The organism is Nitrospira sp. (assembly GCA_024760545.1).
In the GTDB taxonomy this organism is placed as follows: domain Bacteria; phylum Nitrospirota; class Nitrospiria; order Nitrospirales; family Nitrospiraceae; genus Nitrospira_D.
Genome location: CP060501.1, coordinates 4,471,112 through 4,493,855, shown reverse-complemented (window position 1 = coordinate 4,493,855; position 22,744 = coordinate 4,471,112). Strand labels below are relative to the sequence as shown.

At 51.8% G+C, this 22,744-nt stretch carries 28 protein-coding genes; 13 read left to right on the top strand and 15 right to left on the bottom strand.

Features of this window, described 5'->3' with window-relative positions; all coding sequences use genetic code 11:
* Window positions 1-1,346: 1,346 nt before the first annotated feature.
* From H8K03_21445 to H8K03_21430, 4 genes are all read left to right on the top strand, one after another.
* The gene (locus H8K03_21445) at window positions 1,347-1,628 is read left to right on the top strand and encodes a thermonuclease family protein (GenBank protein UVT20301.1); all 282 of its coding nucleotides are present in this window, start codon (window positions 1,347-1,349) and stop codon (window positions 1,626-1,628) included.
* 190 nt (window positions 1,629-1,818) lie between these two features.
* Entirely contained in the window at window positions 1,819-2,127 is a 309-nt protein-coding gene (locus H8K03_21440) for a hypothetical protein (protein UVT20300.1), read from the top strand.
* Window positions 2,128-2,716: 589 nt separating this feature from the next.
* Window positions 2,717-3,043, top strand: a complete 327-nt coding sequence (locus tag H8K03_21435; protein UVT20299.1) for a hypothetical protein — start codon at window positions 2,717-2,719, stop codon at window positions 3,041-3,043.
* Window positions 3,044-3,277, top strand: coding sequence for a hypothetical protein (locus tag H8K03_21430; protein ID UVT20298.1), 234 nt, complete (start codon window positions 3,044-3,046; stop codon window positions 3,275-3,277).
* 1,098 nt (window positions 3,278-4,375) lie between these two features.
* On the opposite strand, the gene H8K03_21425 is transcribed toward H8K03_21430, so the two are convergent.
* The 6 genes from H8K03_21425 to H8K03_21400 form a co-directional block, all read right to left on the bottom strand.
* The gene (locus H8K03_21425) at window positions 4,376-4,825 is read right to left on the bottom strand and encodes an SRPBCC family protein (protein UVT20297.1); all 450 of its coding nucleotides are present in this window, start codon (window positions 4,823-4,825) and stop codon (window positions 4,376-4,378) included.
* Window positions 4,826-5,372: 547 nt separating this feature from the next.
* Entirely contained in the window at window positions 5,373-5,618 is a 246-nt protein-coding gene (locus tag H8K03_21420; GenBank protein ID UVT20296.1) for a hypothetical protein, read from the bottom strand.
* A gap of 44 nt (window positions 5,619-5,662) precedes the next feature.
* Window positions 5,663-6,046 (bottom strand): YtxH domain-containing protein, encoded by a 384-nt coding sequence (locus H8K03_21415; GenBank protein ID UVT20295.1) that lies wholly within the window; start codon window positions 6,044-6,046, stop codon window positions 5,663-5,665.
* A 270-nt stretch (window positions 6,047-6,316) separates the two neighbouring features.
* The gene (locus tag H8K03_21410) at window positions 6,317-6,469 is read right to left on the bottom strand and encodes a DUF3309 domain-containing protein (GenBank protein ID UVT20294.1); all 153 of its coding nucleotides are present in this window, start codon (window positions 6,467-6,469) and stop codon (window positions 6,317-6,319) included.
* A gap of 75 nt (window positions 6,470-6,544) precedes the next feature.
* On the bottom strand, window positions 6,545-7,321 hold the full coding sequence (locus H8K03_21405; GenBank protein UVT20293.1) for a PRC-barrel domain-containing protein: 777 nt from the start codon (window positions 7,319-7,321) through the stop codon (window positions 6,545-6,547).
* A gap of 507 nt (window positions 7,322-7,828) precedes the next feature.
* Entirely contained in the window at window positions 7,829-8,185 is a 357-nt protein-coding gene (locus H8K03_21400; GenBank protein ID UVT20292.1) for a hypothetical protein, read from the bottom strand.
* Window positions 8,186-8,486: 301 nt separating this feature from the next.
* Here H8K03_21400 and H8K03_21395 point away from each other — a divergent pair, with 301 nt between their 5' ends.
* Both H8K03_21395 and H8K03_21390 read left to right on the top strand, forming a co-directional pair.
* Window positions 8,487-8,789, top strand: coding sequence for a hypothetical protein (locus H8K03_21395; GenBank protein UVT20291.1), 303 nt, complete (start codon window positions 8,487-8,489; stop codon window positions 8,787-8,789).
* 16 nt (window positions 8,790-8,805) lie between these two features.
* A complete protein-coding gene (locus H8K03_21390; protein ID UVT20290.1) occupies window positions 8,806-9,069 on the top strand; it encodes a hypothetical protein in 264 nt (87 codons plus the stop codon).
* Between the two features lie 1,529 nt (window positions 9,070-10,598).
* On the opposite strand, the gene H8K03_21385 is transcribed toward H8K03_21390, so the two are convergent.
* The gene (locus H8K03_21385) at window positions 10,599-11,204 is read right to left on the bottom strand and encodes a DedA family protein (protein UVT20289.1); all 606 of its coding nucleotides are present in this window, start codon (window positions 11,202-11,204) and stop codon (window positions 10,599-10,601) included.
* A gap of 341 nt (window positions 11,205-11,545) precedes the next feature.
* On the opposite strand from H8K03_21385, the gene H8K03_21380 reads away from it, so the two are divergent.
* Window positions 11,546-11,926 (top strand): hypothetical protein, encoded by a 381-nt coding sequence (locus H8K03_21380; GenBank protein ID UVT20288.1) that lies wholly within the window; start codon window positions 11,546-11,548, stop codon window positions 11,924-11,926.
* Window positions 11,927-12,071: 145 nt separating this feature from the next.
* On the opposite strand, the gene H8K03_21375 is transcribed toward H8K03_21380, so the two are convergent.
* Together H8K03_21375 and H8K03_21370 are read right to left on the bottom strand one after the other, a co-directional pair.
* Window positions 12,072-13,013, bottom strand: coding sequence for a cadherin-like beta sandwich domain-containing protein (locus tag H8K03_21375; protein ID UVT20287.1), 942 nt, complete (start codon window positions 13,011-13,013; stop codon window positions 12,072-12,074).
* A gap of 54 nt (window positions 13,014-13,067) precedes the next feature.
* Window positions 13,068-13,241, bottom strand: a complete 174-nt coding sequence (locus tag H8K03_21370) for a hypothetical protein (GenBank protein UVT20286.1) — start codon at window positions 13,239-13,241, stop codon at window positions 13,068-13,070.
* 307 nt (window positions 13,242-13,548) lie between these two features.
* Between H8K03_21370 and H8K03_21365 the strand changes: the two genes are divergently transcribed.
* The gene (locus H8K03_21365) at window positions 13,549-14,193 is read left to right on the top strand and encodes a hypothetical protein (GenBank protein UVT20285.1); all 645 of its coding nucleotides are present in this window, start codon (window positions 13,549-13,551) and stop codon (window positions 14,191-14,193) included.
* A 1,815-nt stretch (window positions 14,194-16,008) separates the two neighbouring features.
* Here H8K03_21365 and H8K03_21360 read toward each other — a convergent pair.
* The 3 genes from H8K03_21360 to H8K03_21350 form a co-directional block, all read right to left on the bottom strand.
* On the bottom strand, window positions 16,009-16,368 hold the full coding sequence (locus H8K03_21360) for a hypothetical protein (GenBank protein ID UVT20284.1): 360 nt from the start codon (window positions 16,366-16,368) through the stop codon (window positions 16,009-16,011).
* 72 nt (window positions 16,369-16,440) lie between these two features.
* The gene (locus H8K03_21355; protein ID UVT20283.1) at window positions 16,441-16,803 is read right to left on the bottom strand and encodes a hypothetical protein; all 363 of its coding nucleotides are present in this window, start codon (window positions 16,801-16,803) and stop codon (window positions 16,441-16,443) included.
* 103 nt (window positions 16,804-16,906) lie between these two features.
* Entirely contained in the window at window positions 16,907-17,140 is a 234-nt protein-coding gene (locus H8K03_21350; GenBank protein ID UVT20282.1) for a hypothetical protein, read from the bottom strand.
* 257 nt (window positions 17,141-17,397) lie between these two features.
* Between H8K03_21350 and H8K03_21345 the strand changes: the two genes are divergently transcribed.
* Window positions 17,398-17,865 carry a hypothetical protein gene (locus H8K03_21345; protein ID UVT20281.1) on the top strand — a complete coding sequence of 156 codons (468 nt, stop codon included), beginning with the start codon at window positions 17,398-17,400 and terminating at the stop codon, window positions 17,863-17,865.
* Between the two features lie 369 nt (window positions 17,866-18,234).
* On the opposite strand, the gene H8K03_21340 is transcribed toward H8K03_21345, so the two are convergent.
* Both H8K03_21340 and H8K03_21335 read right to left on the bottom strand, forming a co-directional pair.
* Entirely contained in the window at window positions 18,235-18,633 is a 399-nt protein-coding gene (locus H8K03_21340; GenBank protein UVT20280.1) for a response regulator, read from the bottom strand.
* A 399-nt stretch (window positions 18,634-19,032) separates the two neighbouring features.
* Window positions 19,033-19,596 carry an MEDS domain-containing protein gene (locus tag H8K03_21335; protein UVT20279.1) on the bottom strand — a complete coding sequence of 188 codons (564 nt, stop codon included), beginning with the start codon at window positions 19,594-19,596 and terminating at the stop codon, window positions 19,033-19,035.
* A gap of 765 nt (window positions 19,597-20,361) precedes the next feature.
* Between H8K03_21335 and H8K03_21330 the strand changes: the two genes are divergently transcribed.
* Window positions 20,362-20,529: a hypothetical protein gene (locus tag H8K03_21330; GenBank protein ID UVT20278.1), complete on the top strand. Its 168-nt coding sequence runs from the start codon at window positions 20,362-20,364 to the stop codon at window positions 20,527-20,529.
* Between the two features lie 27 nt (window positions 20,530-20,556).
* Here the strand turns inward: H8K03_21330 and H8K03_21325 are convergent, their stop codons facing one another.
* A complete protein-coding gene (locus H8K03_21325; GenBank protein ID UVT20277.1) occupies window positions 20,557-21,099 on the bottom strand; it encodes a hypothetical protein in 543 nt (180 codons plus the stop codon).
* Window positions 21,100-21,464: 365 nt separating this feature from the next.
* Between H8K03_21325 and H8K03_21320 the strand changes: the two genes are divergently transcribed.
* The 3 genes from H8K03_21320 (at window position 21,465) to H8K03_21310 (ending at window position 22,626) form a co-directional block, all read left to right on the top strand.
* Window positions 21,465-21,692, top strand: coding sequence for a hypothetical protein (locus H8K03_21320; protein UVT20276.1), 228 nt, complete (start codon window positions 21,465-21,467; stop codon window positions 21,690-21,692).
* Window positions 21,693-21,834: 142 nt separating this feature from the next.
* Window positions 21,835-22,242, top strand: a complete 408-nt coding sequence (locus tag H8K03_21315; GenBank protein UVT20275.1) for a hypothetical protein — start codon at window positions 21,835-21,837, stop codon at window positions 22,240-22,242.
* Window positions 22,243-22,245: 3 nt separating this feature from the next.
* The gene (locus tag H8K03_21310; GenBank protein UVT20274.1) at window positions 22,246-22,626 is read left to right on the top strand and encodes a hypothetical protein; all 381 of its coding nucleotides are present in this window, start codon (window positions 22,246-22,248) and stop codon (window positions 22,624-22,626) included.
* The last annotated feature ends 118 nt before the right edge of the window (window positions 22,627-22,744 follow it).

Here is a 22,744-nt window from a genome sequence, read left to right as displayed (position 1 = left end):
TTCTCTCGGGAATCAGCATGCGCCAGTAGTAACCAACCGATGCTGTTGGCCATCGAGCCGTTCACGCCGCCTACTCCCGGCTCAGGGGAGGCGCTGATTTCCTCTACGCGTTCGGAAAATGCTTAAATGTGTTGGGTGCTTGAGAGACGAAGGGTTTGATAATTTTGGTACCCCCTCTAGATGATCTCTGTTCTAACTATTAGTGCTCGCTCTCCTCTAATCGCATCCTTTTCGGTCTAGCCTCTCCGTGACCGCCTATCGATCAGCCGCATATCTCGAATGAGTCCGCCAAAAGGATAAATTCTCGCTTCCGCCCAGGTGCCAAGCCGAGCGTAATGGTCTGTTATCGCGCTGATGCCATACGAGACAGCCTGCTCACGTGCATTGGCTTCGTCACGTGCGGGGTAGGAGTAACGGGAACCATATTGATACTCAATCACGGTGTGTAATGTTGGATGGATGCCGAGGCAGTTGCTGCCTCTGGCAAAGAGAATGACCTGATAGCCGAGAGCGGGCCGCCTGTAGGACTGAATCCTCTCCATGATACCAATGGTTACAGTATATGCACCAAAGGTCAATAGAGGGGATTTAGGGAAGGGCTAACACCAATCCGCCAAAGGAGAGATTAGCCTTGAGAAATATAAAAGAATTGGAGCTAGCGACGCCTTCAAGGTGTACTTGAACGGGCTTAGTGAAGGTTATGAATGGGCTAACGCAGATTTAACGAATGTTGGTCTTCCCAAAATGTTCTGCGCACCGAACAATATTGCCCTAAATTTGACCAATTATTCTGAAATACTTTCCAAATACCTGGCGAAGCCTGAGAACGTATCCCTCTATGATTCCGCAACTCCAATTGGGTTGATTCTCCTAATGGCCTTGAAAGATGCCCTTCCTTGTCACTAGCTCATTTGGTGCTTACGTTCTGCACATCATGCCCATCCTGTGCGCATCTGTCAGCATGATAGCGTTTGCCTCTGATACGGTATCTTGATGAGCGGCATTTTCTTAGGAACTACTCACCCATCTGAGGATAAGCTGGTTACCTATAGCCTAAATCCCTCCACCAGGGGGCGATTATGGCAAGGTGAAATAACTACAATCTTTTTCATGTACACCTAATACATATGATTCTTCCCTCCCTCTTGTCCGTAATCCTGCTACCCATTCTATTCATTCTTCCATGCTATGGAGGGGATTTCATTGGGCTGGTAGTTTCCGTCAAAGACGGTGACACCATCGAGGTTCTCCACAACAAGAGAGCCGAGCCTATTCGTCTCACCGGTATCGATTGTCCCGAGAAGAAATAAGCCTTTGGACAACGGGCGAAGCAGGCCACGTCTGCTTTGAGCTTTGGACAGACAGTGACCGTTCAGAGGACGGGCAAGGATCGGTATGGACGAACGCTTGCGCGGGTGATTCTACGAGATGGAAAGAATCTGAACCATGAACTTGTGAAGGAAGGCTGCTGGTGGTATCGGAAGTATGCACCGGACTATGCAACCCTGCAGGCCCTAGAAGCCGAGGCGCATCTGGCCAAGAAAGGGCTGTGGGCGGATGCCAACCCAGTCCCACCGTGGGTATGGCGGAAGAAAGGTCAGCAAGTGAATAGTCTACCGCTGAGATAAACACTGTTACGGTGATGACCGGTACTATTCTGCTTTCCCCCACATAGCCTCCCTGATCCCTTGATTTTTCACCCTATGTCTTTCCCCAGTATGCAAATCCCCTCATTGTCGCTAGGAATATAAGCCTAAAGGTTTTCTTCAGCCGCAAGTGGTGAGGCGAAACCTCCCTTTTTGAAAAGGAGAGACCAATATGAGAACCACGTTAACTGCGTTGATAGTTTCGGCGGTGTTGTGTGCATGGGGCTTGCCCTCTGGTCCGGCGCACGCGGAGCAGCAGCGGGGAAAACAGGGAAGCTCCTCCCAACAGGGCACTACAGAGTCACGTGATGCGAGAGACGAGAAAGAGGCCACATTCCAAGATAAAAACACCAAACCGTCACGGGATACGTCCGGCTTAAAAAACACGTCCCAGCAGCAGGGAACGTCAAAAAATCAGACCGGTAAAGATTCCCGCGATGCACGGGATGAAAAGGAAGCGGGTGGCGGCAGCCACCAGTAACCTCATTCTGTAGACCTAGACACATGGAGAGGCGAAGCACTAGCGGAATCTTTTTGACCGCTCAGCCCCCGAACGGTCGCGGAAGCTCTAAGCCCTTCATCGATTCAGCCCACTGACACGCTCCTGCTTGTTGAATGATGCAGTTGGCAGTGGGGTCTCCTTGAACGAGGGGTTTCCTTTTTTTTGCGCGATTGCCCATTTAGAAGACACGGGGGGTCATTGGGGGAGCAGGATCGCCGTGAATACATGGCTCCATAGATAGCCTTCAAACCTTCTTCGAGATTTGGCAGCAGAAGCAGGGCCTGCACGGGTTAAATTGACTCCATCCGTCAGGGCTACTTTCTGAGGGCAGCCCCCGCGCCAGGACACGCGGGCCGACTCGTTCATGAGGCGAGCCGTTGCTTCACACAGGTTATCACGTCATTTCAGGTCTCAGCGAAAGAGCTCCTTCCATACCTTCGCCATGTCGCACAACTCGGCTAGGGGATTGGATAATTGTTCAGAAGTCCCCTCGATGGTAGCGTTTCTTTATGCGGTTGATAAGCGTTGAATCTGTGATTTTGCTAGATCCTTCACGTAAAGGAGCGTCATGATGGGACGACACGATTGGATGATTCTTGGCTCCCTTGCGGCCTTTTTGGTGTTCTCTCCAGCTGTGATAGCTGCCACCCAATCGCACGAGAATGAAGCCTTGGCAGGACAACGTCACGTGAAGAGGACTGTCGAACAAATCAAAGGCGACCAGCTTCAAATCAACACCGGCGAGGGAACGCCCCGTTACATCCCATTAAACACCGCCCGAGAGAAACATTTTCCCGACATTAAAATAGGAGACACGATCGAGTTGACGCTCAACGAGCAAAATCTTCTGGTGGGTTATCATCTCCTCAATGACTCGGGCCAGGCGGTCGTATAAGTGCACCATCACATCGTAAAAGGGCAGATCACTCAACCGTTGAGCATCGGCCAGGATACCGCGCTCATCCGTACCGAGAACGGAGAGGAACGGAAGTTTGACATTCGTTCCCAAGCCCGCAGCAAAATGGCCTCAATTCCCATCGGCATCGATGCCGTCTTTATGTTCGACGAAACGAATAAAATTGTCGATGCGAATTTTGCAAATAAAGACGCCGTCGAAAAAATCGAGTAAACAGCCGGAACGGAAAGCTGGAGTACAAGGAGCGCAATAGCAACCATGGGACCGCAACGGCGACTCCTGCGCCATTACATCCCCCGTCCCTCAAGTAATGCATGCATCGGTTTGTCATGAGGGAGACATGCTACAACCCAAGCGAAAAGCGACCATGACGCCCGTACCCAAGAAGCTCCCCGGGGAAAATCCTGCTAACCCCATAAACCTCTCTCGAGCAGAGGGCAACGCTCTCGGTGGTGACCCACGCAGAACCAAACGCAAGGCTGCTAAGAAGAAGGTTGGCCGTAAAAAGTAGCTCGGGCGTACTCTTAAACTCGTGCCATCAGCCGCTCATGCGATAATAATGGTTCAGCAGGCCCTCCCCTAGTGTTCAGGGATTTCTCATAGGATTCATCAAAAATGACAGCCACGACATCTATGGGTTCTCCCAGTAAATTATTTTGTCACGCATGGCAAAATCCCTCCCATTTCGGATGCCCTTCCTAGGTGGATTCTCATATCGTCTGGAGGTTAGTCATGGCCTCTCAATTAAAACTCGTTATGCTCTGTGACCTGTGCGAAAAAGTGTACGATCCGAACCGAGATCGGACCATGAAGATCAATAGTCGACCTTCATGGGGAACGACCATTGAGATTCAGGTTCCCTTGCATCAAGTGGGTCATCCTGGACGTGTGGCATCCTGAAGTAGGCGGAGTGTCTTTTGGGATTCGGAAATAACCGGCTTGCCTCCAAATCGTAGTTGTCAGCTTTCTCTTTGTTTCCTCTCTTTAAGGTGGGGAAGCACACCTGACCAATAGGTATCGCGGGCACTATCTTTTCCCCTGGTGCGGCAAAGCCAAAAGAAGTCTCAGACTCCCGTCGGGTGGGAGGTGTGCCGATCAACCCTGGGTGGCAGGTGTTCACCCGGTGTTACTGAGAGCGACAAGGGGGGCTAAAGTGAAATGAAATGGTATGAACAGAAACTACAAGTAAATGCGCTCTGTGATTGAAGGAAGGAGGGATTGCCCAAATCTTCAAGGACTTGAGCAATCCCGTTCTGATATACCACTTCACGTGATGTCACTACGAAGCTCTAAGAGTACTTCTTTCTTTGCTCAGCTGACATTCCCTCGCCAGGCACCGGATTCTTTTCCGCGCGATTCGATGAATGCCTTGAATCGTTTTAAGTCCCCTTCCACGCGTTGAGATACTACTCCCACCGCATCACCCGTTTTTTCGACCACGCCCTGGGGCTCATACTCGATGCGCAGGTTGATCTTCGACTTCCCCTCCGTGACTGGAGAAAAGATGACGATGCCTTCGTTCTTCGCCCCGTGTTGACTCCGCCACGCAATCCGTTGATCAGGCACCTGCTCGGTGATCACGGCATCCCATTCTTCCTGCTTTCCGCCAATCGTGGCTTTCCAGTGGAGATGTTTGTCGTCGATCTGTCGGACTTGCTCGACCCCCTCCATGAACCGAGGAAAGTCTTCAAACTGGGTCCATTGATTGTAGGCCGTCCGAACCGGAACATTGAGGTCAATGGCTTTTTCAATGACAGACATCGTAAGCGCCTCCATTTTATGAATGGTTAATGGGGTAGCTGATACGGAACGTGTCTGGTCGGATTACATGCCTCAACGTATGACAGTTCGCCTAACCGTCGTACTAGGAAATGACATAGCATTGTTAAGAAGAGAGCTGGAGAGCGGACATGCGACCAAAGCCTATGCGATAGAAGGTGTGCAGATTGAAGAGGGGCTCGCTCGGTGAGCAGGCTCACAACTCGTTCAGCGGGAAGTCCCAGGCTTTTATACTTGGATTCTCAGACTCTGCCGCGGGTATACGGATAGTTGACCGTAAAGCTGTTCGTTCTTCCTCATTTTGCTCAGGTGACGCCCACGTCAGCGTCCATTCCTTGTGCGCTTTTGCGAACTGCATATCATACGTGGTTTCCGTGGTTACCCACGTTTCAACTCGATCAGCCGGAGGGGGCGTCCTGGATTCAAGCGGTTCGTTGGCAGACCAGTCTCCCCGAACCCATCCTCTGGGTGTCAGGTGCCATTGGAAATGGACGATATCCTTGCTCATCTATCAGCTTGACATGACGGCCTAGTGGAACACATGAGAATTGTCCTGATGGGTACAGGTGTCGATTGGGTCGCGATCCCGAATGAGGGATTGCAAGTCATGAAGCGCTTGAAGGTAACCAGCCCGCCAAAACCCGCCTTCGGTTATGTCCACATCGAGATGGAGTTCTTTGTGCATGGCATACGGACCATGGACTCGCATCCACTCCTCTAGTGCGGCGGCGTACTCTTCTAAGATAAAGTTGAGGCCACTCTCCTTCTCGCTCATATTTCTAGGCTATCCTCTCCATCGTCCTCACTCTTCTGCACGTATTACAATGCTGACCGCCCCGGCTCACGGACCATGTGTTGTGTTTGTTTGGCAAATTCCTGAGCCGACCGACTGACATCCTTCATCCTCTCCTGTCCTTCTCGTGCATAGTCCTGGGCCGACTCGCCAACATCACGGAGGACCTCTTCTCCCTTGTCATAATATTCCTTACCGCGTTCCACCTCGGCATCCCATGTCTCTTCCGCCTTATCCAGTAAATCGTCCTTTGCGCGATCGGCATAGTCGCGCAACCTGCCCCGCAACTCTGGGCCCGTTTGAGGCGCAAATAGCAGGGCCACCCCGGCCCCAATCAATGCGCCAGCCACAAAAGCGGACCATCCTGTCACCTCCCCCTCATCGTCATGATTTCTGTTTCTATTGCGCATCTTACGATCCTCCTTCTGTGTTAAGCATGAACCAAAAGTGTGATGCCGATGCTTCCTCCTAGTGCGGTTTTACCTTTCCACTCTGTGCATCGGCTCCGCACAATCTTAGCGACACAACCACGGAGTTCTATACTGGGCAACATCCCAATCAACTGAGCGGTGCAGCTGCGAGCGTTTCTGCTTGCTCGAAATACCGTACTGCAGGTATCGATCGTCTTCTGAATCGAGACCAAAATCAGCCGAGCCCTACCAAGCAGGACCTCAGATCAATTAAGCCGGTCCCATCAAGAGGAGGATCAAGATCACCAGCGCAGCGAGGCCAAATCCTCCACTCGGGTAGTAGCCCCAATTCGCGCTATAAGGCCATGTCGGCAAGGCCCCTATAAAGACCAGCACGAAAATAATTAACAGGATGGTAACCATGAGATACCTCCTTCTTATTAGCGCTAACAAAATCGGAGAATCGAGCAGCCCCGCCGATCTCTCAAGGCGACACGCCTACTTTCCGCCGCCTCCCGACCCATCCGATGATCCTTTCCCACCACCATATCCTGCGCCGCCCGAAGAGCCTGTACTGCCCGTTGAACCGGTGCTCCCGATTCCCGCCTCCGTGCCAAAGTCGCTCCCCACTGCCGGTCCTACCCCAGGGTTGGTCGCGCCTGCATCTTGCCGGTTGCCTGCTCCTCGCAGAGTTGCTTCGCCCGTCCTGCCTCCTACATCGGAAGGCATGCCTTGCGGCTTCGGTTCACGCCGAACCTTGTCGATCTCCTCCATATAGGTGGAAACGTCCGGAGACTTGTCTTTAGCCTGTGCCGCGTTGGTCGAAGGTTGCAGTTCCTCTTTCGTGGCATTGAGGGTCAGCTGTCCACCGGTGACCTTGAATTGGCTCCATTTCAGAGGTAATTGGTGTTGGGTGCCATCGACTTGGAGTACCGCGTATTCGATCTTGCCGGTCTTGGTATCCTTCATCAGCTTTTCGATGGTTCCCAGCGTCTCGCCTTTGGAGTTTTTGACCACCTGATCAAGCGCGATACCCTTGTCATCAACTAAGGCCCCTCGTGGGACTGGAACCACATCATATTCCTCAACCAGCCCTGGTTGTCCGCCTGTCATGTCCGTCGCTTGTTTCTCCACCGACGGTTTCGAGGACGTAGGTTTCTGTTCCCCTTCAGCGAACACCCAATTCGGTAGCACCAGCCACACAAGTCCCACCATGATAGGAAGGGATACTCCACATATCTTCATGTGCAGGCGTTCTGTACAGCGGCTTTTCATGTTGGGCCTCCTTCTCGTCTGTTGGCCGACCTGCAGCTCGATATTTCTTGCTTGATCGTAGCCAAGAACACGGCGGGTCCATACTCGGAAAACACATAGGTGGAACAGTTACCTTGTCCCACCAACCGGCTCATATGCTTGCTGCTGACCCAGCATCCAGGAGTAACGGAAGGTGAGAAGATCGCTGCAGATCAGCACTCATCCTCCAGAAGCGTGTGACACTTGTTTAATCGTTGTCGCCGTGCCCATATCAGATCCTTCAATACGCACCTGATCTCCTGGTCTGAAGTTGCAATCCGCTCCGCCAACGACAAACCCTGAACCGCGCGCCACATCCTCCTTCGCAGCCGCATCGGTGGTCCCAACCATTTCTTTTAACTCACTCGGGTCTTTCGATAAGGCACCCGTCTCCTTTTCTAGGTTATTTTATTTGAACGGCCTAGTGTCTTGTCCGCCCATCGTCGCTTGCTTCTCCATCGAAGCCGCACCATGCTCATCGTAGGGATGTCAGTGGCTCATGCTTTGATCTGTCAGAAACGAAATGGCATGATTTTGCTCATTGTACTTCGCGACCACATTTGCTCCTACATCGGGGCTGAGCATGATGTCCTTCCTCGTTGTCGTCTTATCGACATGCAGCACAACCACCTGGCCGGTGTCGTTATCCTTCACCCCCACATGCCACGTCTGTGCAGCCTTCGCGTCCGGATTCACACTCATGACCTTACCTTTAATGATGTTGCCCGTCTGCACATTCGGTTTGTCATAGACTTCCCGATCTACGGAGAGTGCGATTGTGGGAAAACCTATGCAGAACAGAACTGCCAGCAATGTCGCTCCTATTGTCTTGGACATGACTTGCATGTTCGATCCTCCTTTTGTGGTTAACTGATGAGAGAGTTCTTTCAAGCATATTTGTAACTTGTTCGCCTGACGACGAGCGGGCGGTACACACCTCCCAGCGATAAATAACTGTTAGATCCCCTCTAACCATCGCAATCTCCTCTTATGCGAAGATCCAGAAAGGTCTTCTCTCTATTCCTACGGTACGCTCCTCTTGTCGACGTAGCACCCAGGAACATCCCTCAAGGCGATTGCCCAGTATTCGATGTGTCTATCCGGTGCAACACTGTTTCAATGATTCACGGCTGACATGGGAGGTTTTATGAAAACAGTACTACTCTCAATACTCACAGTCGGACTATTGGGTTCTGGAATCGGTGTAATTTACGCAGCCGATACCATGAAAGAGGCCAGTCCTACCATCAAAGAGCGTCTGACAATAGATACGATCCTCGGAACCTTAATGAAAAAAGAAGGTCAGTATTACTTCATCCAGACCGATAGTGGGCTGCAAAAGATTCACGTCGACAAGAGTACCAAGTTGGATATGGTGAAGACAGGGGACGTGGTCAAAGCCTATGTCACGGACCAAGGCCATGCGACGACGCTGCAACGTGATAATTGAGGAAGTCCGTTAGTAGATGCGCATAGTGGCATTATACAGACCCTATCACGAAGGGGCAGGATACCCTGACAAGCAGAAGGGTATCCGTTATGTCTCAGAAAGCGATGGCTCCATGGATTTTATTCGCCAGGAAGTGAATTTATTTGTGTACGCCTCGGAGCATCTGCTGGGAGATGGCGTGTTACCAGAGGAACTGACGACGGATGAGCGAGAGATCATTCAATACTATCTCGTTTCTATGGCCGGGAAGTTCCCCGTCGCATGCCGGTCTTTGCTCTAGATAATCGAATGCTATTTAGACTTTGCATTTCCGCCCTCCATTCTTGTCCTGGTGATACAAAGCCAATATGGGACCGTTGCCTAAGCCGGTGGGGGGTCTGCCGATCACGGCTGGTGACAGTCACTAACTATTTGAGGGTGAGTTGTAGGAGGATCAGTGAGACAGCCTCTACTTATATACCTCGTGCCTCAATCTGCTACCACGTTGCTACCAGGACAGGACAAACAAGCCCCATCTTCCCCCATGTCGGTGAAGTCCTGGTTTGTTGTTTGTTGTGGGCTTAGGTTGTCTGAGGAAGGATCTAAGAGATTTTGTAAACCGCAGGTTGGAGGTTCGATTCCTCTCGCCAGCTCCATCCCAACCTTCGGTTGGGCCAGCGGCTATTTATCGTTTCATCGTATTGAGCCACTGGATAGACACACCAATGGGCTTTAACCTCCGACTCCCTTCTCCTACAATCGCGACTGCGCCGCCGGATAGACACCTCTAGTAAATTTGTTCTCGAACCTCCACCCAGAGGTTTCGAATAGAATGCACTCAGGAGCTGAGGGGTCACCGTCAAAGACGGGGACCCCATCGAGTTCTACACAACAGAAAACCTGAACGTATCCGCCTCAGGCATTCAGCAGCAAGCTGCGGTCCTTGCAAGAGCCTCATCCACCCATGACTTGTTTCAACGATACAGGACTACGACCACTGAATGTACTTAAACGCTTCCGTGGCAGTGCAGGTAGCCCGAGCGAACTGACGATGCGTTTTGCCTCAAGCTGGGCTGCCGCAGCAGCCTCTTCTCGTGACGCGAAGCTGCCGTCAGGGCCCTTTATTGAACCTCCAGTGTGTTGCACCGAATTTAAAAAGCACATACCCGCAGCTCCAGGTCCCATCCGCGTGTTGATGTGGATTCCTCAACTCGATCCAACATTTTCTCAAGTCCTGCATGGTTCCGTCCTCCAGTGGGTTCAAAGCGGCTGAAAACTCGGAAAACCACCTTTCATTTCGAGCCAGGGCTTGATTGCTTTGTTTACTAGAGTTGACCGTACAAAAAGTGAATTATCGCGACAACTAGGCGCAACCCCTATTGAGCTCGGGCCTACTCAATACTTGAGATGGGAACTGAGGGGGCAAGATAAGCAAGGATAATGAGATTCGAAATCTGTCCCACCTGAGGGTGGAGGACTAAGGACAATCAGCTTGCTTCGTGACATCGTTATAATCATTTGAATCAGTCAGCAAGTGTGTCTATAGAAAATAGTTGTGCCCGGTCCTTTCCAATTAGTTGGGGGGTTGCACGGTTAGTTACAGTTGCCTAAAACTTGAGCAAGGTGCCAGACAAGAGCTCCATCCGTGGAGATTCTCCCGCAAGCCCTAGCTTGTGCACATGGTTATCCCCAGAACCTGGGGGACCGAGACGAGGTTGTCCCTGCCTTACATGTCGCGCTGATGCACAAGAATTCATCCTCACTCTCTCCCTGGCAATGCTCCACGCGCCAATTTCCTAGCAAACACTCATCCAGAGAGGTATACGAGACTCAATCATGGCCATCATGGATGTGTTCTTTTCTCATCCGAACGACGAGGAGTCCGATGAGAACCACCAATACAATACCACCAGCGACCGCGAGACCTTGTTGAACGGTGGCGGACGCCTGCGCCCATGTTTCCCCTAACCCATAGCCCAACCCGAGAAACGTCACCGACCGTATGAGTGCTCCCGCATAGGCGAAGGGCATAAAAATCACCAACGGCAAATTCGATGATCCCGCCACGAGGGCCACGAGATGTCGAACGCCCGGCACGAAGTAGCCGAAGAAGAGAGCATATTTCCCCCACCGCACATACCAGGCGCTGACTTTGTCCAAGTCGTCAGGCCCAATTCTCAATCTCCGGCCAACCGTGTGGACGACATACAACCCCAGACAACGACCGATGAGGTAGCTGATGGTGATTCCGCAGATGCTTCCGAGAAACGCAGCGGCCATTGTTGGCATCGGCGCGAACTGATTTGTGAAAATGAGGTACCCAGAAAAGGTGAGCAAGGTTTCATCTGGAATTGGCAACCCCACAAGGCCAAGCATGAGCAAGATGAAGAGGGCAGGATAGCCATATGCTGGGATCCAGTTTAAGAGCGCATCCATGGCGTCGCTTATCGCGGCTGCTCTGGCTGCAATAGGGCTGGCGGTCAATATGGACGCATTTCAAGATGAATGTCTTACTTATGCATTGGGAAGCTCATCTTCCGAACTAGTAATACCCCTAATTTATGCGCCGCACAATTCTCTCACTTATTGCGTGTATATGCGCACTACAAGACCTAGCGCTCATGAGCGTTACTAAACAAACGAGGGGATCATAGTGCTGCATGCGTTCGCTTTCTCTTGCACGATAGCTATATCGTGATGTACAACCCGTCCAATTCTTAGACTGCCTTATAAACACTTGTAATAGATGACCGCCTGGCAGAGAGCGAGCGGCAATTGTGAATGAACAGGAACTGTCCCTGTATTGCGTCGATGAGTTCTCCTCGCATTTTCCCTCTGAGGTGAACGCAGAATGGACGGAGAAAGAGCTCATTGTGAGCTGTTCGTGTGAGCTCGCAGAACTCGGAAGTCTTTGCCCCCATCTCAGAGGACTCATCAATAACGATCCCTCTATCCTTGCACAACCGACAAACCAGGAGCAGATCGCAAACCTTGCCCTGTTCCAAGTCTGGCTCGCAGACACCAGTTGCCAAGATGATTTGAACAAATTAGAGGAGTGGGAGCGCGTGGTTGAAGAGCTCCAGCGCCTCAAAGTCTTGGTAAAGGGCAGGCTGCGGTCAGGTTGGAAACGAGCATCCTATATCAAAGCGGCTTCGTAGGTGGTCACGGTGATGAAGACCGACCCATGTCAGTACGTATGCCTGCTGATCGTTGTTACAGAAAATGGAAAGAAACGTGTTAATGGGAGAAGAGTCTCATGAGTGTATGGCCCGAGCTGGTCGGATATATGCGTAGCAAGTTGCATTAGTCATCTTCCTTATTTTTGTTGTTTCCATTTCCGTTATTTCCTCCATTCCCATTGTTTCCTCCATTTCCTCTGTTACTCCCGTTCCCCCGGTTGCCGCCATTATTGTCCTCGTCTCCATTGGCCGCACGATTTACGGTGATGGAATAGGTCTTCGAACTGCCATTCGCAGCGGTCACCGTGATGGAGACAGAAGTACTGGTTCCAGCTCCGTTTAATGGAATGGTGGCTTGTCCTGTGGAAACCCCTGTCCCGGCGCTCACTGAGCCGGACAGCACGGCATTCGCGTCGGCCTTCGTAGCCGAAAGGTTCATGCTCGTGACATCGCTGGCTACATCTGTGGTGTAGTCCTCTCTGCCCGCTGCAAAGGAAGGCGTTAAGGACCCTGGCGAGACAGATAGGGCTGACAAGTTGTTGTTGCTCGATGACGAGGCTCGGGCCACGGTGATTCGGTACGTCTTGGAGCTGCCATTCGAGGCAGTGACCGCGATCAACACAAGAGTCGCTGTCCCCTCCCCACCGAGTTGTATGGTTGCTTGGCCGGTGGCTGTTCCTGCTCCGGCTGTCACGTCTTCAGATATCACCGCATTGGCATCGGCTTTGGTTGCAGCGACATTCACGCTGGTGACGGAGTTTGCCACGTTCACCGTGTAGGTCAGAGTGCTTGGTACAAACGCAGGAGCCAAAGAGCCTGGAGATACGCTCAAGGCCGACAGGTTGTTGTTCCCACCCAATGCGGCACGATCGACTTCCACCGTATAGGTCCTCTGAGTTCCGTTCTGCGCCGTCACCACTATATTGATCAGGGTACTCAACCCCGCTGCACGCAATGTAACGGGGCGAGCCTGGCCAGAGGTGGTGGGTGTCCCGTTCACCGTCATAGTGGAACTAGAATTTTGAAGTGCAGGCGTCACCGTGACGGTAGTGACATCGGGTGTCACACTCTTAAGGTCACAACTGACTGAACATACCCGGGTTAGAAACACACTCCAGTCTCATGATTGTCCGCAGGCTTTCACCACGTTCTCTCCACATACAATGCAACTGTAATTCCCAGTCCGATACCCGCCCTCACTCCATTCCAATTCCAGGTTCAGATGTTCGCACTTAGAAGGATTGCTCTGCTGTTTCCACTTGACTCGGAGTTCAGCCGCTTGAGTCGTAGTCATAGTGCACCTCCCCGGTAAACCTTATTCTTTTTGAGGTCCGTAGGCCACAGTTACCATAGCGTTTCTTCAAGTATCTGGGCACTGGTATATTCACCAGAACTTCGATCGATGAACTTCATTAGCATCGGCAGCTTATTTGCTTCGTGGGCCTTCGCCTCCGGTGCGCTCGACCAGTCATGCTTGCGCCTACGAGGGAGAGCCCCAGTTGGGTCGCGGCTGAGAGGAGCTGATAATCCATTCTGCATACGAAAGACCGGTGATTCCCCGGCGTACGTCAGTCTCGGCTAGGTTAATAGTCTGGCTCCTCATGAAGGTTTCTCCTTTTACCCTCTGTGTGCTCACGGCACTGGTCACGGGATGCGCACTTGAACAAGAAGTGTCACGCACTCCTCGAACGGCGGTTGAGCAGGTCCTGTTGACTCAGGCAGTCGAGCAGGCCCTGAAGAATCTATCGATTCGCCTCCCCAAGGACGTCAATGTAGCCGTGGATGCAACTGGGCTCGACAGTGCTCAGTCCCGGCCCCGCATGACGAATGGGGAGGCAGGCGTGATTGATCGTCCATCGCACGACATTCTATACATTAGGGATGCCGTGGCCGCAGAGTTGGGTCGCCAAGGCTATCGTGTCTCCACCCAAGACATCGCGCCATACTCGGTTCGTGTGATGGCCGAATCGTTCGGGACCATGCAAGGCACGACCTTCGTAGGCATGCCGCCCGTTCAGAGCGTCTTGATTCCCTTCTCGCTCCCCGAACTCACACTCTACAAGAACCAGAGCCAAAGCGGCTATGTTCGGCTCCATATGGATGTGTTTGATAATCGAACCGGTGAGTTTCTCGGTACAACTGCCAAACTGGTCGGGCGAGCATTTTACAACCAGTACACGGTGCTGATTTTTGCGACGTGGCACCGTACCGATGTGACGGCGCCACCCTTCGCGGGCAGCGAGTGAACATGGTTACGCTCGAGCCACCCCACGAGTGCGGGTGCTTCTGTGGGAGGTGCATTTGCTGATTTCCCGCCGGTCAACCAAAAACACCTCCCTTTTGCTTTTGGTGGTGCATTCCCTAAAAGAGTCCCGTGACTATGAACTATGAATGGTGGCGAGGTGTGCCGTTTGGTCAGTAGGGGGCACACTCAAAACTAGTTCAGAGGAAAGTCCCAAGAGGTGGGCGTTGAATCCTCCCGCCCTTGCGCGGGCAGACGATGCCATGCCCGTAATGCGCGTCGCTGGGCCGCACTATGTTGAGAAGAGACCCAGACGAGCGACCATTGCTGTTGCGCAGGAACGCACAGGTTCTTGTAGGGTGTTGCGGTGATCATCCATGTCTCAACACGATCATCCGGAGGCGGCATTGGTGAGGTGACCGATTCAGATGCACACCACCCCCCGAGTATCCATCCTCTCGGCGTGAGATGCCATTCATATTGGACAAACAAGGCCGCCCTGATTGTTCTGGGCACATGCAATCCCTGTTGCATATCCACCTCCCTGCAAGCTGTCCCCAGAGATCAAGCGCAAGTTAAATGCCATTGAGTAGGCTAAACATACGGCGAGCGATTCGTACGTAGATACAAAGACTTACACACGCAACTACTTAGCATTACCAGGAAGTGCGGGTACAAAGGTGTCGCAAAAATGAGAGGTTGAGAGTCTGTCTTGTATGGTTATGACACTAGGCAGACCCCTAGAGTGAAACTTATCGCCCCCATATTTGTTTTGCCCGGTGTCAGAATCGTCGAGCTAGGGATTATCCTAGTAAGTCTTGGCTGCGCACCCGTGCCAGAATGCGCCCCAATTCGGATTCTACTTCGTCGTGATCCCCCATATGCGTGGAGGTGAGTCATGGCCTCTCAATCAAAACCCCTTACACTCTGTGAGCTGTGCGAGAGAGTTTATGATCCGAACGGAGATGTGTGGATGAGGCTAACGGAGTACCATGCATCTTATAGTCAACCAGCTGATAGCTATGCCTTCACCGCGACGTTCTGTAATGCGTGCCACCCGCTGTACTCGGCCATGATCGGTACGCGCAAGGAGCCACACCTAGTCGATGGTTCGATCAGTGGGGTCTTGGCAACCTCGGTACCTGAGAGCACCCACATACTTCACTACGGCTACGCTTAGGCAGAGTTTCGACTCGCGACGAAGCAGAAACCACTGCCTTGGAAGTCGCGCAGTGGAAATTGATTCAGACATTCTTCAGTCATCTATCGATTGATCTCCAACGCGCCAAACGATGGGTTCTCAGTCCAGTAACTGCCCTCCTTTTTCTCCTTGTACTCCAAAGTCTAAAAGAGTCTCAAGCCTATGACGGGGGCAGGAGTGTGCCGATCAATTACTTGAAGGCAACTGGTTGGTCGGAAGCGAAGATAGTTGACGGCTAGATATCCTTGCCGGGCTTGCTGGGGTAGGTAGAGCCTTACTAGTAAACCACGGAATGCGGGTCGTGTCTGGAAGTTGCTTGAGTTTTGGGTTTGCATAAAAAATGCTAATACCTAACTTCTTTTGATTCTTATTTTTGGGAATCGATTTGGGATTGGATTTGGAGTGATTGCGAATAGGCATCGCGCACTCTATCACGAAGCGGGAGCTAAGCGTGTCCTAAAACTCCTCAAATTATCCTTTGGTAAAGCCAGCAATTCCGCTCCTCAGCTATCTATGCTCTAGGGGGATAGGGGGATATAACTCTTGAAGCGTGGAACGAAAGGAAAGGATTATAAGCAGGTCATCAGCTTATCGCATCGTCGGAATGGAGGAAACTGATCAAGGCAGTCGCGTTAACGCCATAACAACATCGAGCCTAAGCAAACAGTCTTCGAATTCTGCTCGTGTAGGTTCCAAGACCAAGCCGGATTCTGGCCGTGGATCTTGGGCAGTCTGTTCAAGTGTATCGACGAGACGTTTCGCCTTTTCCAGTGCAGCCGATTTGGCAGCATCACGGGACGCGAAGGTTCCGTTGGCATATCCTTGATGGTAGCTCCAGGACGTATGTTTGAATCCAATAATCATGAACTGACAGCGCCATGTCCCATCGTGAGTATCCCTTCTAGGAGTTAATTCAATCCAGCGATGCTTATAGTCCAGCATGGTCGTCCGCTGGTTGAGATCTAGTAGATTGATCATTATGTGTCATGGCTCCACTGGCACTACGCGTGCCGAGGTGAGCCTTCCCCCCCGCCTCTCGGCATAGTCCCCCTAGTCTCTGTCAGCCAACATCTGGCTCCAGTACTCCTGTTGTTCATCCACCCGCTCTGCTGCCGTGAAGATCGAGGTGTCTTCGGCTCCCCATTGATCAAAAATATCGGCAATCGCATTGAGGTAATGTTCCTCGGCTTGGACCTCAAGCACTGGCCCACCACGCCGAACGCCTTCTGAGAGCAGAGGCTGACTCGATGGATCGATCCCAAGTAAGTGCTTGAGGTTCCGCGAAGAACCCATGCGGAGACATGTCGGCATGGGTGGTGGGCTGAAAGCCGACTTCCTCAGGGTGGCGAGTTCGAACTTGGTTTGTTCCGCGTGGGCGAGGGTGCGGAAGAAACCGCTGACGGTATTGGCCATCTTTTCGTCTCCCAGCCATCAGCTAGTAGTGGCTTGGTCTGAACAAGTATGGTCGATGTGTCGTCAGCACAAACTCTTTGACGGTGAACATTGCTCATATAGGTTACTCTCCCTTGGGCATGAACCCACTCGGCAATGATTGGGAGGTGCCATCGGCGTGGTCCTGCGTCGACGTATGAGTCAGTTTGAGGTGGGTCGGAAACTTCTGACCAACCTCGCATAGATAGTACTGGAGAAGTTCGAGTTCGATGTAGGTCAGATCCTCTGCTTTGATGGTACCGTCGAGCAAGCTTTCCGAGACGACCATAAAGTGCCGAATCTCGTCGCGTAAGGTCATGAGAGAGCCGTTCATCTGCGATTGTGATGGCGGTCCATATGGACGCATTTATCAATGAACAACTTAGTTATGCAGTTGGCAGAATCTATTCCGAACTAGGAACTATCCTAGTTTATGATCCGTACCTACTATCTATCTTATGTTTATGCGTGTATATGCGCACACTTAACCGACAGTGCGGCTAGGCAAAGGGTTTGATGCGGCTTAGGCAACAAATGTTCGGTCTTGGACTGGTGAAGTAATGGAAGGACAGACCGATGCGAATCCAACTTGTGCTGACCGTCCTATTGACGATGCTCTCGGCGAATGTGGAGGCAGGAGATTCGGAAAAGCCCAGAGAACACTATTTGTGCATCGCTGAGCAGAGAAATGGATTCTGGCATGACAAAACCAGCAAGCACTGGAACTCGACTACATTTAACAATCCGTCGAAATATGTCATCTCGAGGTCCACACAACCTACAGCCGCATTTCAGATTACCGTGGTTGGGAAAAGCGCTCCGCGCGACTGGTGCAAAGAGGGTTTCAACGAGGCAGGCTTTCTCTCCTGCGGGATGATTTGGGGGGATTTTACCTATAACAAAAACAATGGAAGGTTCATCCGCACCTCTCCATTTGGATATATAGAGGTTGGCGAGGATTTACCCACCGGCGGGGAGAAGAAAATAACTGATGACGAGACTAATACGCCGTACATGGAGATTGGGAAATGTTCGCTCTTCTAATGGCACAGGCGGACACGGCAGAGGGACTGGTAGTATTGAGCTGGACCTCAACCAAGAAACTGCTTGCTAACGAAGGCTATGGAAGGACCGTACTGGGGAAAGACATGGGTCGCGATTGTTCCATGCGACCAACTGTCAAACCAAAAACGAGCGAGAAATCATCCAGGTTGGTGTCATGGTTTCTAGTAAGCGTACCAGCAAAGCATTGACACCTCCTTTTGCCCTGGTGTTGCAAAGGGAATATGGGACCAAAGCATATGCCAGGGTGAGAGGTCTGCCATCTTGCGAGGGTGCTATGAGTATGTTGGCTGAAAGCACAGGTCAACAATGACGTTATAAGCCCCCCCAGCAAACACGCGGCTCTTACCATTATCGATTGACATCACAAACTCGTCTCCGATTCGATTTGAAGACCAATCCCTCGACTTTGGCTCGGATATCAGAGAGTCGCATAGGCTTATCGATACAGGCGTTGGCCCCGGCCTGCAGCACATCCTCCCGCACTTTGGCACTGCCGAATGCCGTCATTGCAATAATTGGACACTGCGGAGCGACGCTGCGCAATAGCGCGATATACTCCGACGCTCCTACCGACGGCTGGACGTCCGTCACAATAACGTCGGGAGGTGTTTCCAAGATAGCACGAACGGCTTCATTGACATTCTGGGCTTCACGGAGCCGATAGCCCGCGCCCCAAAACTCATCATGGAGAAGATTCCGCATATCTCGATCACCCTCGACAATCAACACAGTCGTCTTATTGACCATAATCGTCTCTCTCCGGGAAAGGGACCATAGGGGTAGCTAGCCGACGATACTCTCGCTATGAGTGATCTAAGCAAGGGAAGTGCCACTACGATGCGAGTGTGTTCCTGAGGTAAATACAGATAAAATCCCGCTCACCCGCTCATCCTGGGTGCCTTTTGCAACACTGGTCGAGAGTGGCCTGTCGCAATAATCATCGAAAATGAGCGTGCCGCATCTCAACGGATACGAAACTAGAGAAACCAGGTTATGACGACCTGGTAGGATTCACCGTCCGACTATTGCGATAGTGGCTGGGTATGCTAGGAGGTTACAAAATGGATTGCCTAGCTGGCAGTGATTTCGGTTATAAAATGTTTCATGGTATCTTCTGTGTGTCTGCATGTTTTTTTGGATATACATCTAAGCATCTGGGCTCACATACTCTGGGTTCAAACGGGAGAGCGTTTCATTGATAAAGATAGCTGGATGACTCACGAGGGCTTGCCGCATCGCTTCGGGAGGCGACGTATCTGTGTGGTATTGGCAGATGCCAGACATAGTTGGGTGTTTCTGAAACAATTCTTCCAGCCGCCGTTCATATTCTAGCAGTTTTGAAAAGTCCCGTTCCGGACCAAATTCCCAGCTTATATCACCGGTCACCAAAAGACCTTGGTACCCCTCATGTTGTGCTTGGTCCAGTGCGTCAGTCAAAATTTGGAGCATTCGCTCAATATTAAAACGCCCATTCAGAAAATGGCCGGTGTCCGAAGATAGCACAAGACTGCCTTTCATGATTTCCTTCGGCACATCCATACCCCCTGCGAAAAGGTATGACCGCAGACCGGCCACCATTGGCACACTATTCAGATAGAGGCATCGGGTGTTCTCTTTCAGCTTAAGCCGGATCAGGGATGCAAGCATAGGCAGATGCGCGGCAGGAGACCCTTGATATACGAGGCACTGGTGTCTCGGCATCTGCGACACGGCAAGACCTTTTTTAACTCATCTGCCGATCGGCTTGTAGGAGAGCAAGATGCTAGCATATGAGGCGCTATCCCATCTAGTTGTGTGGGGCTTCTGACCGGATTCTCGTTATGTGACTGGGAAACTCTAGATCTGTGATGGTGCACCTCCCTTTTCTCCTCGTGTTGCAATGAGAATATGGGACCTAACTCATGATGTGGAGAGACATATTTGCGCGCATTACGTTCTCAACATCGATAGAAAACCATGAACTGACTATTCAACTAATCAAGCATGATGAAAACTTTGTGTGCCCGTGCGCTGCTCAACGTATAGTGGATGTGTTTGTCATGACTCCTATTACTTGTATAAAGCGCGCCTCGGCCCATCAGCGTGGCGGACCTTGTAAGTAGTTTTACGATTTGCTACACTTCTCTCCCGTTCGTGGTCTTCGCTCAGCGTGACTGACGAGCAGAGCTGAAGAGGTGGCTTCGATGAAAATCGATGCACTCTTTTTCTCGAATACCTGCTTCCTTCTGTGCGCCGTCTGCCAAGAGAAAACCCAGAATACGTTTCTCTCCCCCACATCTTTCAAACGTACTGTGTCCGCTGTAAAGAAACAGGAACCTGGCACCTGGATCGTGCGTCCTGGCAACCATTTCCGGTTCAGGCAGAGGAGCGGTCTCTGATCCAGTGAGCGTTCAAGGGCGGGGCGTCACGCCGCGTGACAAACGTGGATGCGAGGACAACAGTTATCCCTCATCATTATTCATGGAGGATACTCCAATGAATACGCCGATCATCACCTTCCGACAGGAGATTACAGACTTCATCGCAGCGAACGAACGAATACAACGCATCCTCGCCCAAGGCGAAGTCCTTACCGCAGACGAGACTGGAGTGGTGCGGCTCTGTGCGGCTGAGTTACTCGCAAACGTGCCTGAACCGTTCTGAGTTCGGCTTCTTTTCTCCTAGGTATCATCAGGACCTGCCAGGGGCTAGCCGTCCGACCATCGTGTGAGCCACCGGCTCTTCAGCTGGCATGAATGACAGCCCGAGGCGGGCCAACAGTGCCCGAATTTCACCCAGCGTCTGTTCTCCGCACCCCTTATTGATCAAGAGGTGATGTTCGGTCGTATGGAGGAGATCAGCCAGTGTGATGATGCCAGCATGTCTGAGGCAGGCTTCTGTCTGGTAGCTCAACTTCAGTTGAGAGATCGAAACCGTTTCTGGCTGTTGACACTCAGACAACGACAGGGGTGCCCATGCTTGGTCATAGGCTCGTAACCAGTCGTCTTTGTGTTGTCGCATCACCGTCACACGCTGCACGTTGAATGGTGGTTCGTGTCGATGAGCCGGTGCACGCCTGCGAACCGCCAGGCGTGCCAATCGAAAGAACCGTTTCCTACAGTTTTCCGTTGACATCCCAAACGTCGTCGCAGCCTCCGAATAGGAAGTTCCGGATAAGACCATCTCAAATAGTCGCCTGGAAAGAGCGGATTGATCTTTCTTTATCCAAACCATGCGAGACCTCATCATGATTGACTTTGGCCATTTTAGGATCCTGGCCCATGCATATTCGGGCGGTGCCTCGACAGATGGGAGTGAGGCCAAGCTAGGGCAGCCTGAACTGGACTCTATGTAAGATTACCTATTCAGAGGCATTGAGCGCGACTAGGGAGAACTCTGGATTAGGAGTCCTGTGAGGCTTGACACTTCCTCCAAGCACCACTCCCCTTCCCTCAATTCTTACTGCGAGCAGAGGCTCTCGGGTCTTTCCTGGTAGGCCCACCGTTACCACACGATATGATGGAGCCATGCTTCGGAACACAGGATGTGGTGAACCATTGTGAGAGGACATGTTCTATAAACGAAAGGAGGGAGATGCTATGAACCGCGTACTCAGCCTCTTGATTGCATTCTCGACTCTTGGACCCACACTCGCGTGGGCAGAGGAAGCTGCTCATGGATCGTATCGGGGAATTGGATTCATTTATTTTACAATCATTGGGGGGATCTTACTTTACGGCGTCAATGATGCCTTCGGGAAAAAAGCTATGCTTATCGCAGCTCCCATCATTGTAATTGGCCTCTATCTGTTCCTCCCAGGGGCGTAGCTAGCCGACCTATTGGAGGCGGTGTGTATGGTGTGAGCAGCACAGGTTCTGCAGATTTCTATACCTAGGAGTCTTCCCAGCTCATACATCTCGTGCGCAGGTACTGCTCTACTTGAGGCCAATCATATCATCAGGAGGTATCATGATTTCGATTCCAACCAATGTTCGAGCTCCAAGTATCCTGCTCCTAGGATTAGCCATTCTGCTGCAAACCGGCTGCGCAGCATCTCAAGGTAAGCAAACGCTAGCCGCCCCATGTGACATCACGCCTGGGAAAAACGTCATGCAGGCCGAACAAAATGCGGTGCGGAAGAGCCATCTGATTATTGGTGACGTACTACGCATAGACGGGACAACCTATATCTTGAAAGATGAAGATGGCAAAGAAGTCAGCGTGCTGCCCGACGAGACCACGGAGAAGGTTCCTGTGAACAAAGGCGACCGCATGACGGCAAACGTTGACCATCTGAATCATGCCCTGTGGATTCGCGCGAACCGAGGGACGGATCGCCGAACTGAACATGCCTCGGCTGACTGCAATCCGAATTAGAACATGAGCAGCTGGCTGGACGGCATCCGTCGTGTGAGGGTTCATAGTCCCGCTCCGCCGGAAGGGACGTCACTGCCAGACAACAGGCGAGCTGCGATTATGACTCACGTTCCTGAAACTACGGACGATATCAAGGATATCAGGGTGGCAGGCTGCCGGGTGAAGCTTTCCTTTCAATCGATGGAGCATGGAAAATGGATGGTCCAGGGCACCGTGTCATGTGGAGTTGACGACAATTCCTCCGAACAGTCGTTTCGCACCATTTCCTATCCCACGCGGGACGAAGCTGAACGAGACGCGCTCAGGCAAGCGACCGATCTGTTGGGGAATAACGTGGATAGAAATACCAGCCGAGTCAACAACCCGCCTGGATCCAGTGCATAGCGAGCGACATGTTTGATATTGTTGCAAAGCCAAAAGGAGTCTCAAGCCCATTGCGGGTGAGGGGTGCGCCGACTTGGGTGGAGTGTTTTCTAGTAAGGGACGTTATAGGGAGGTGTAC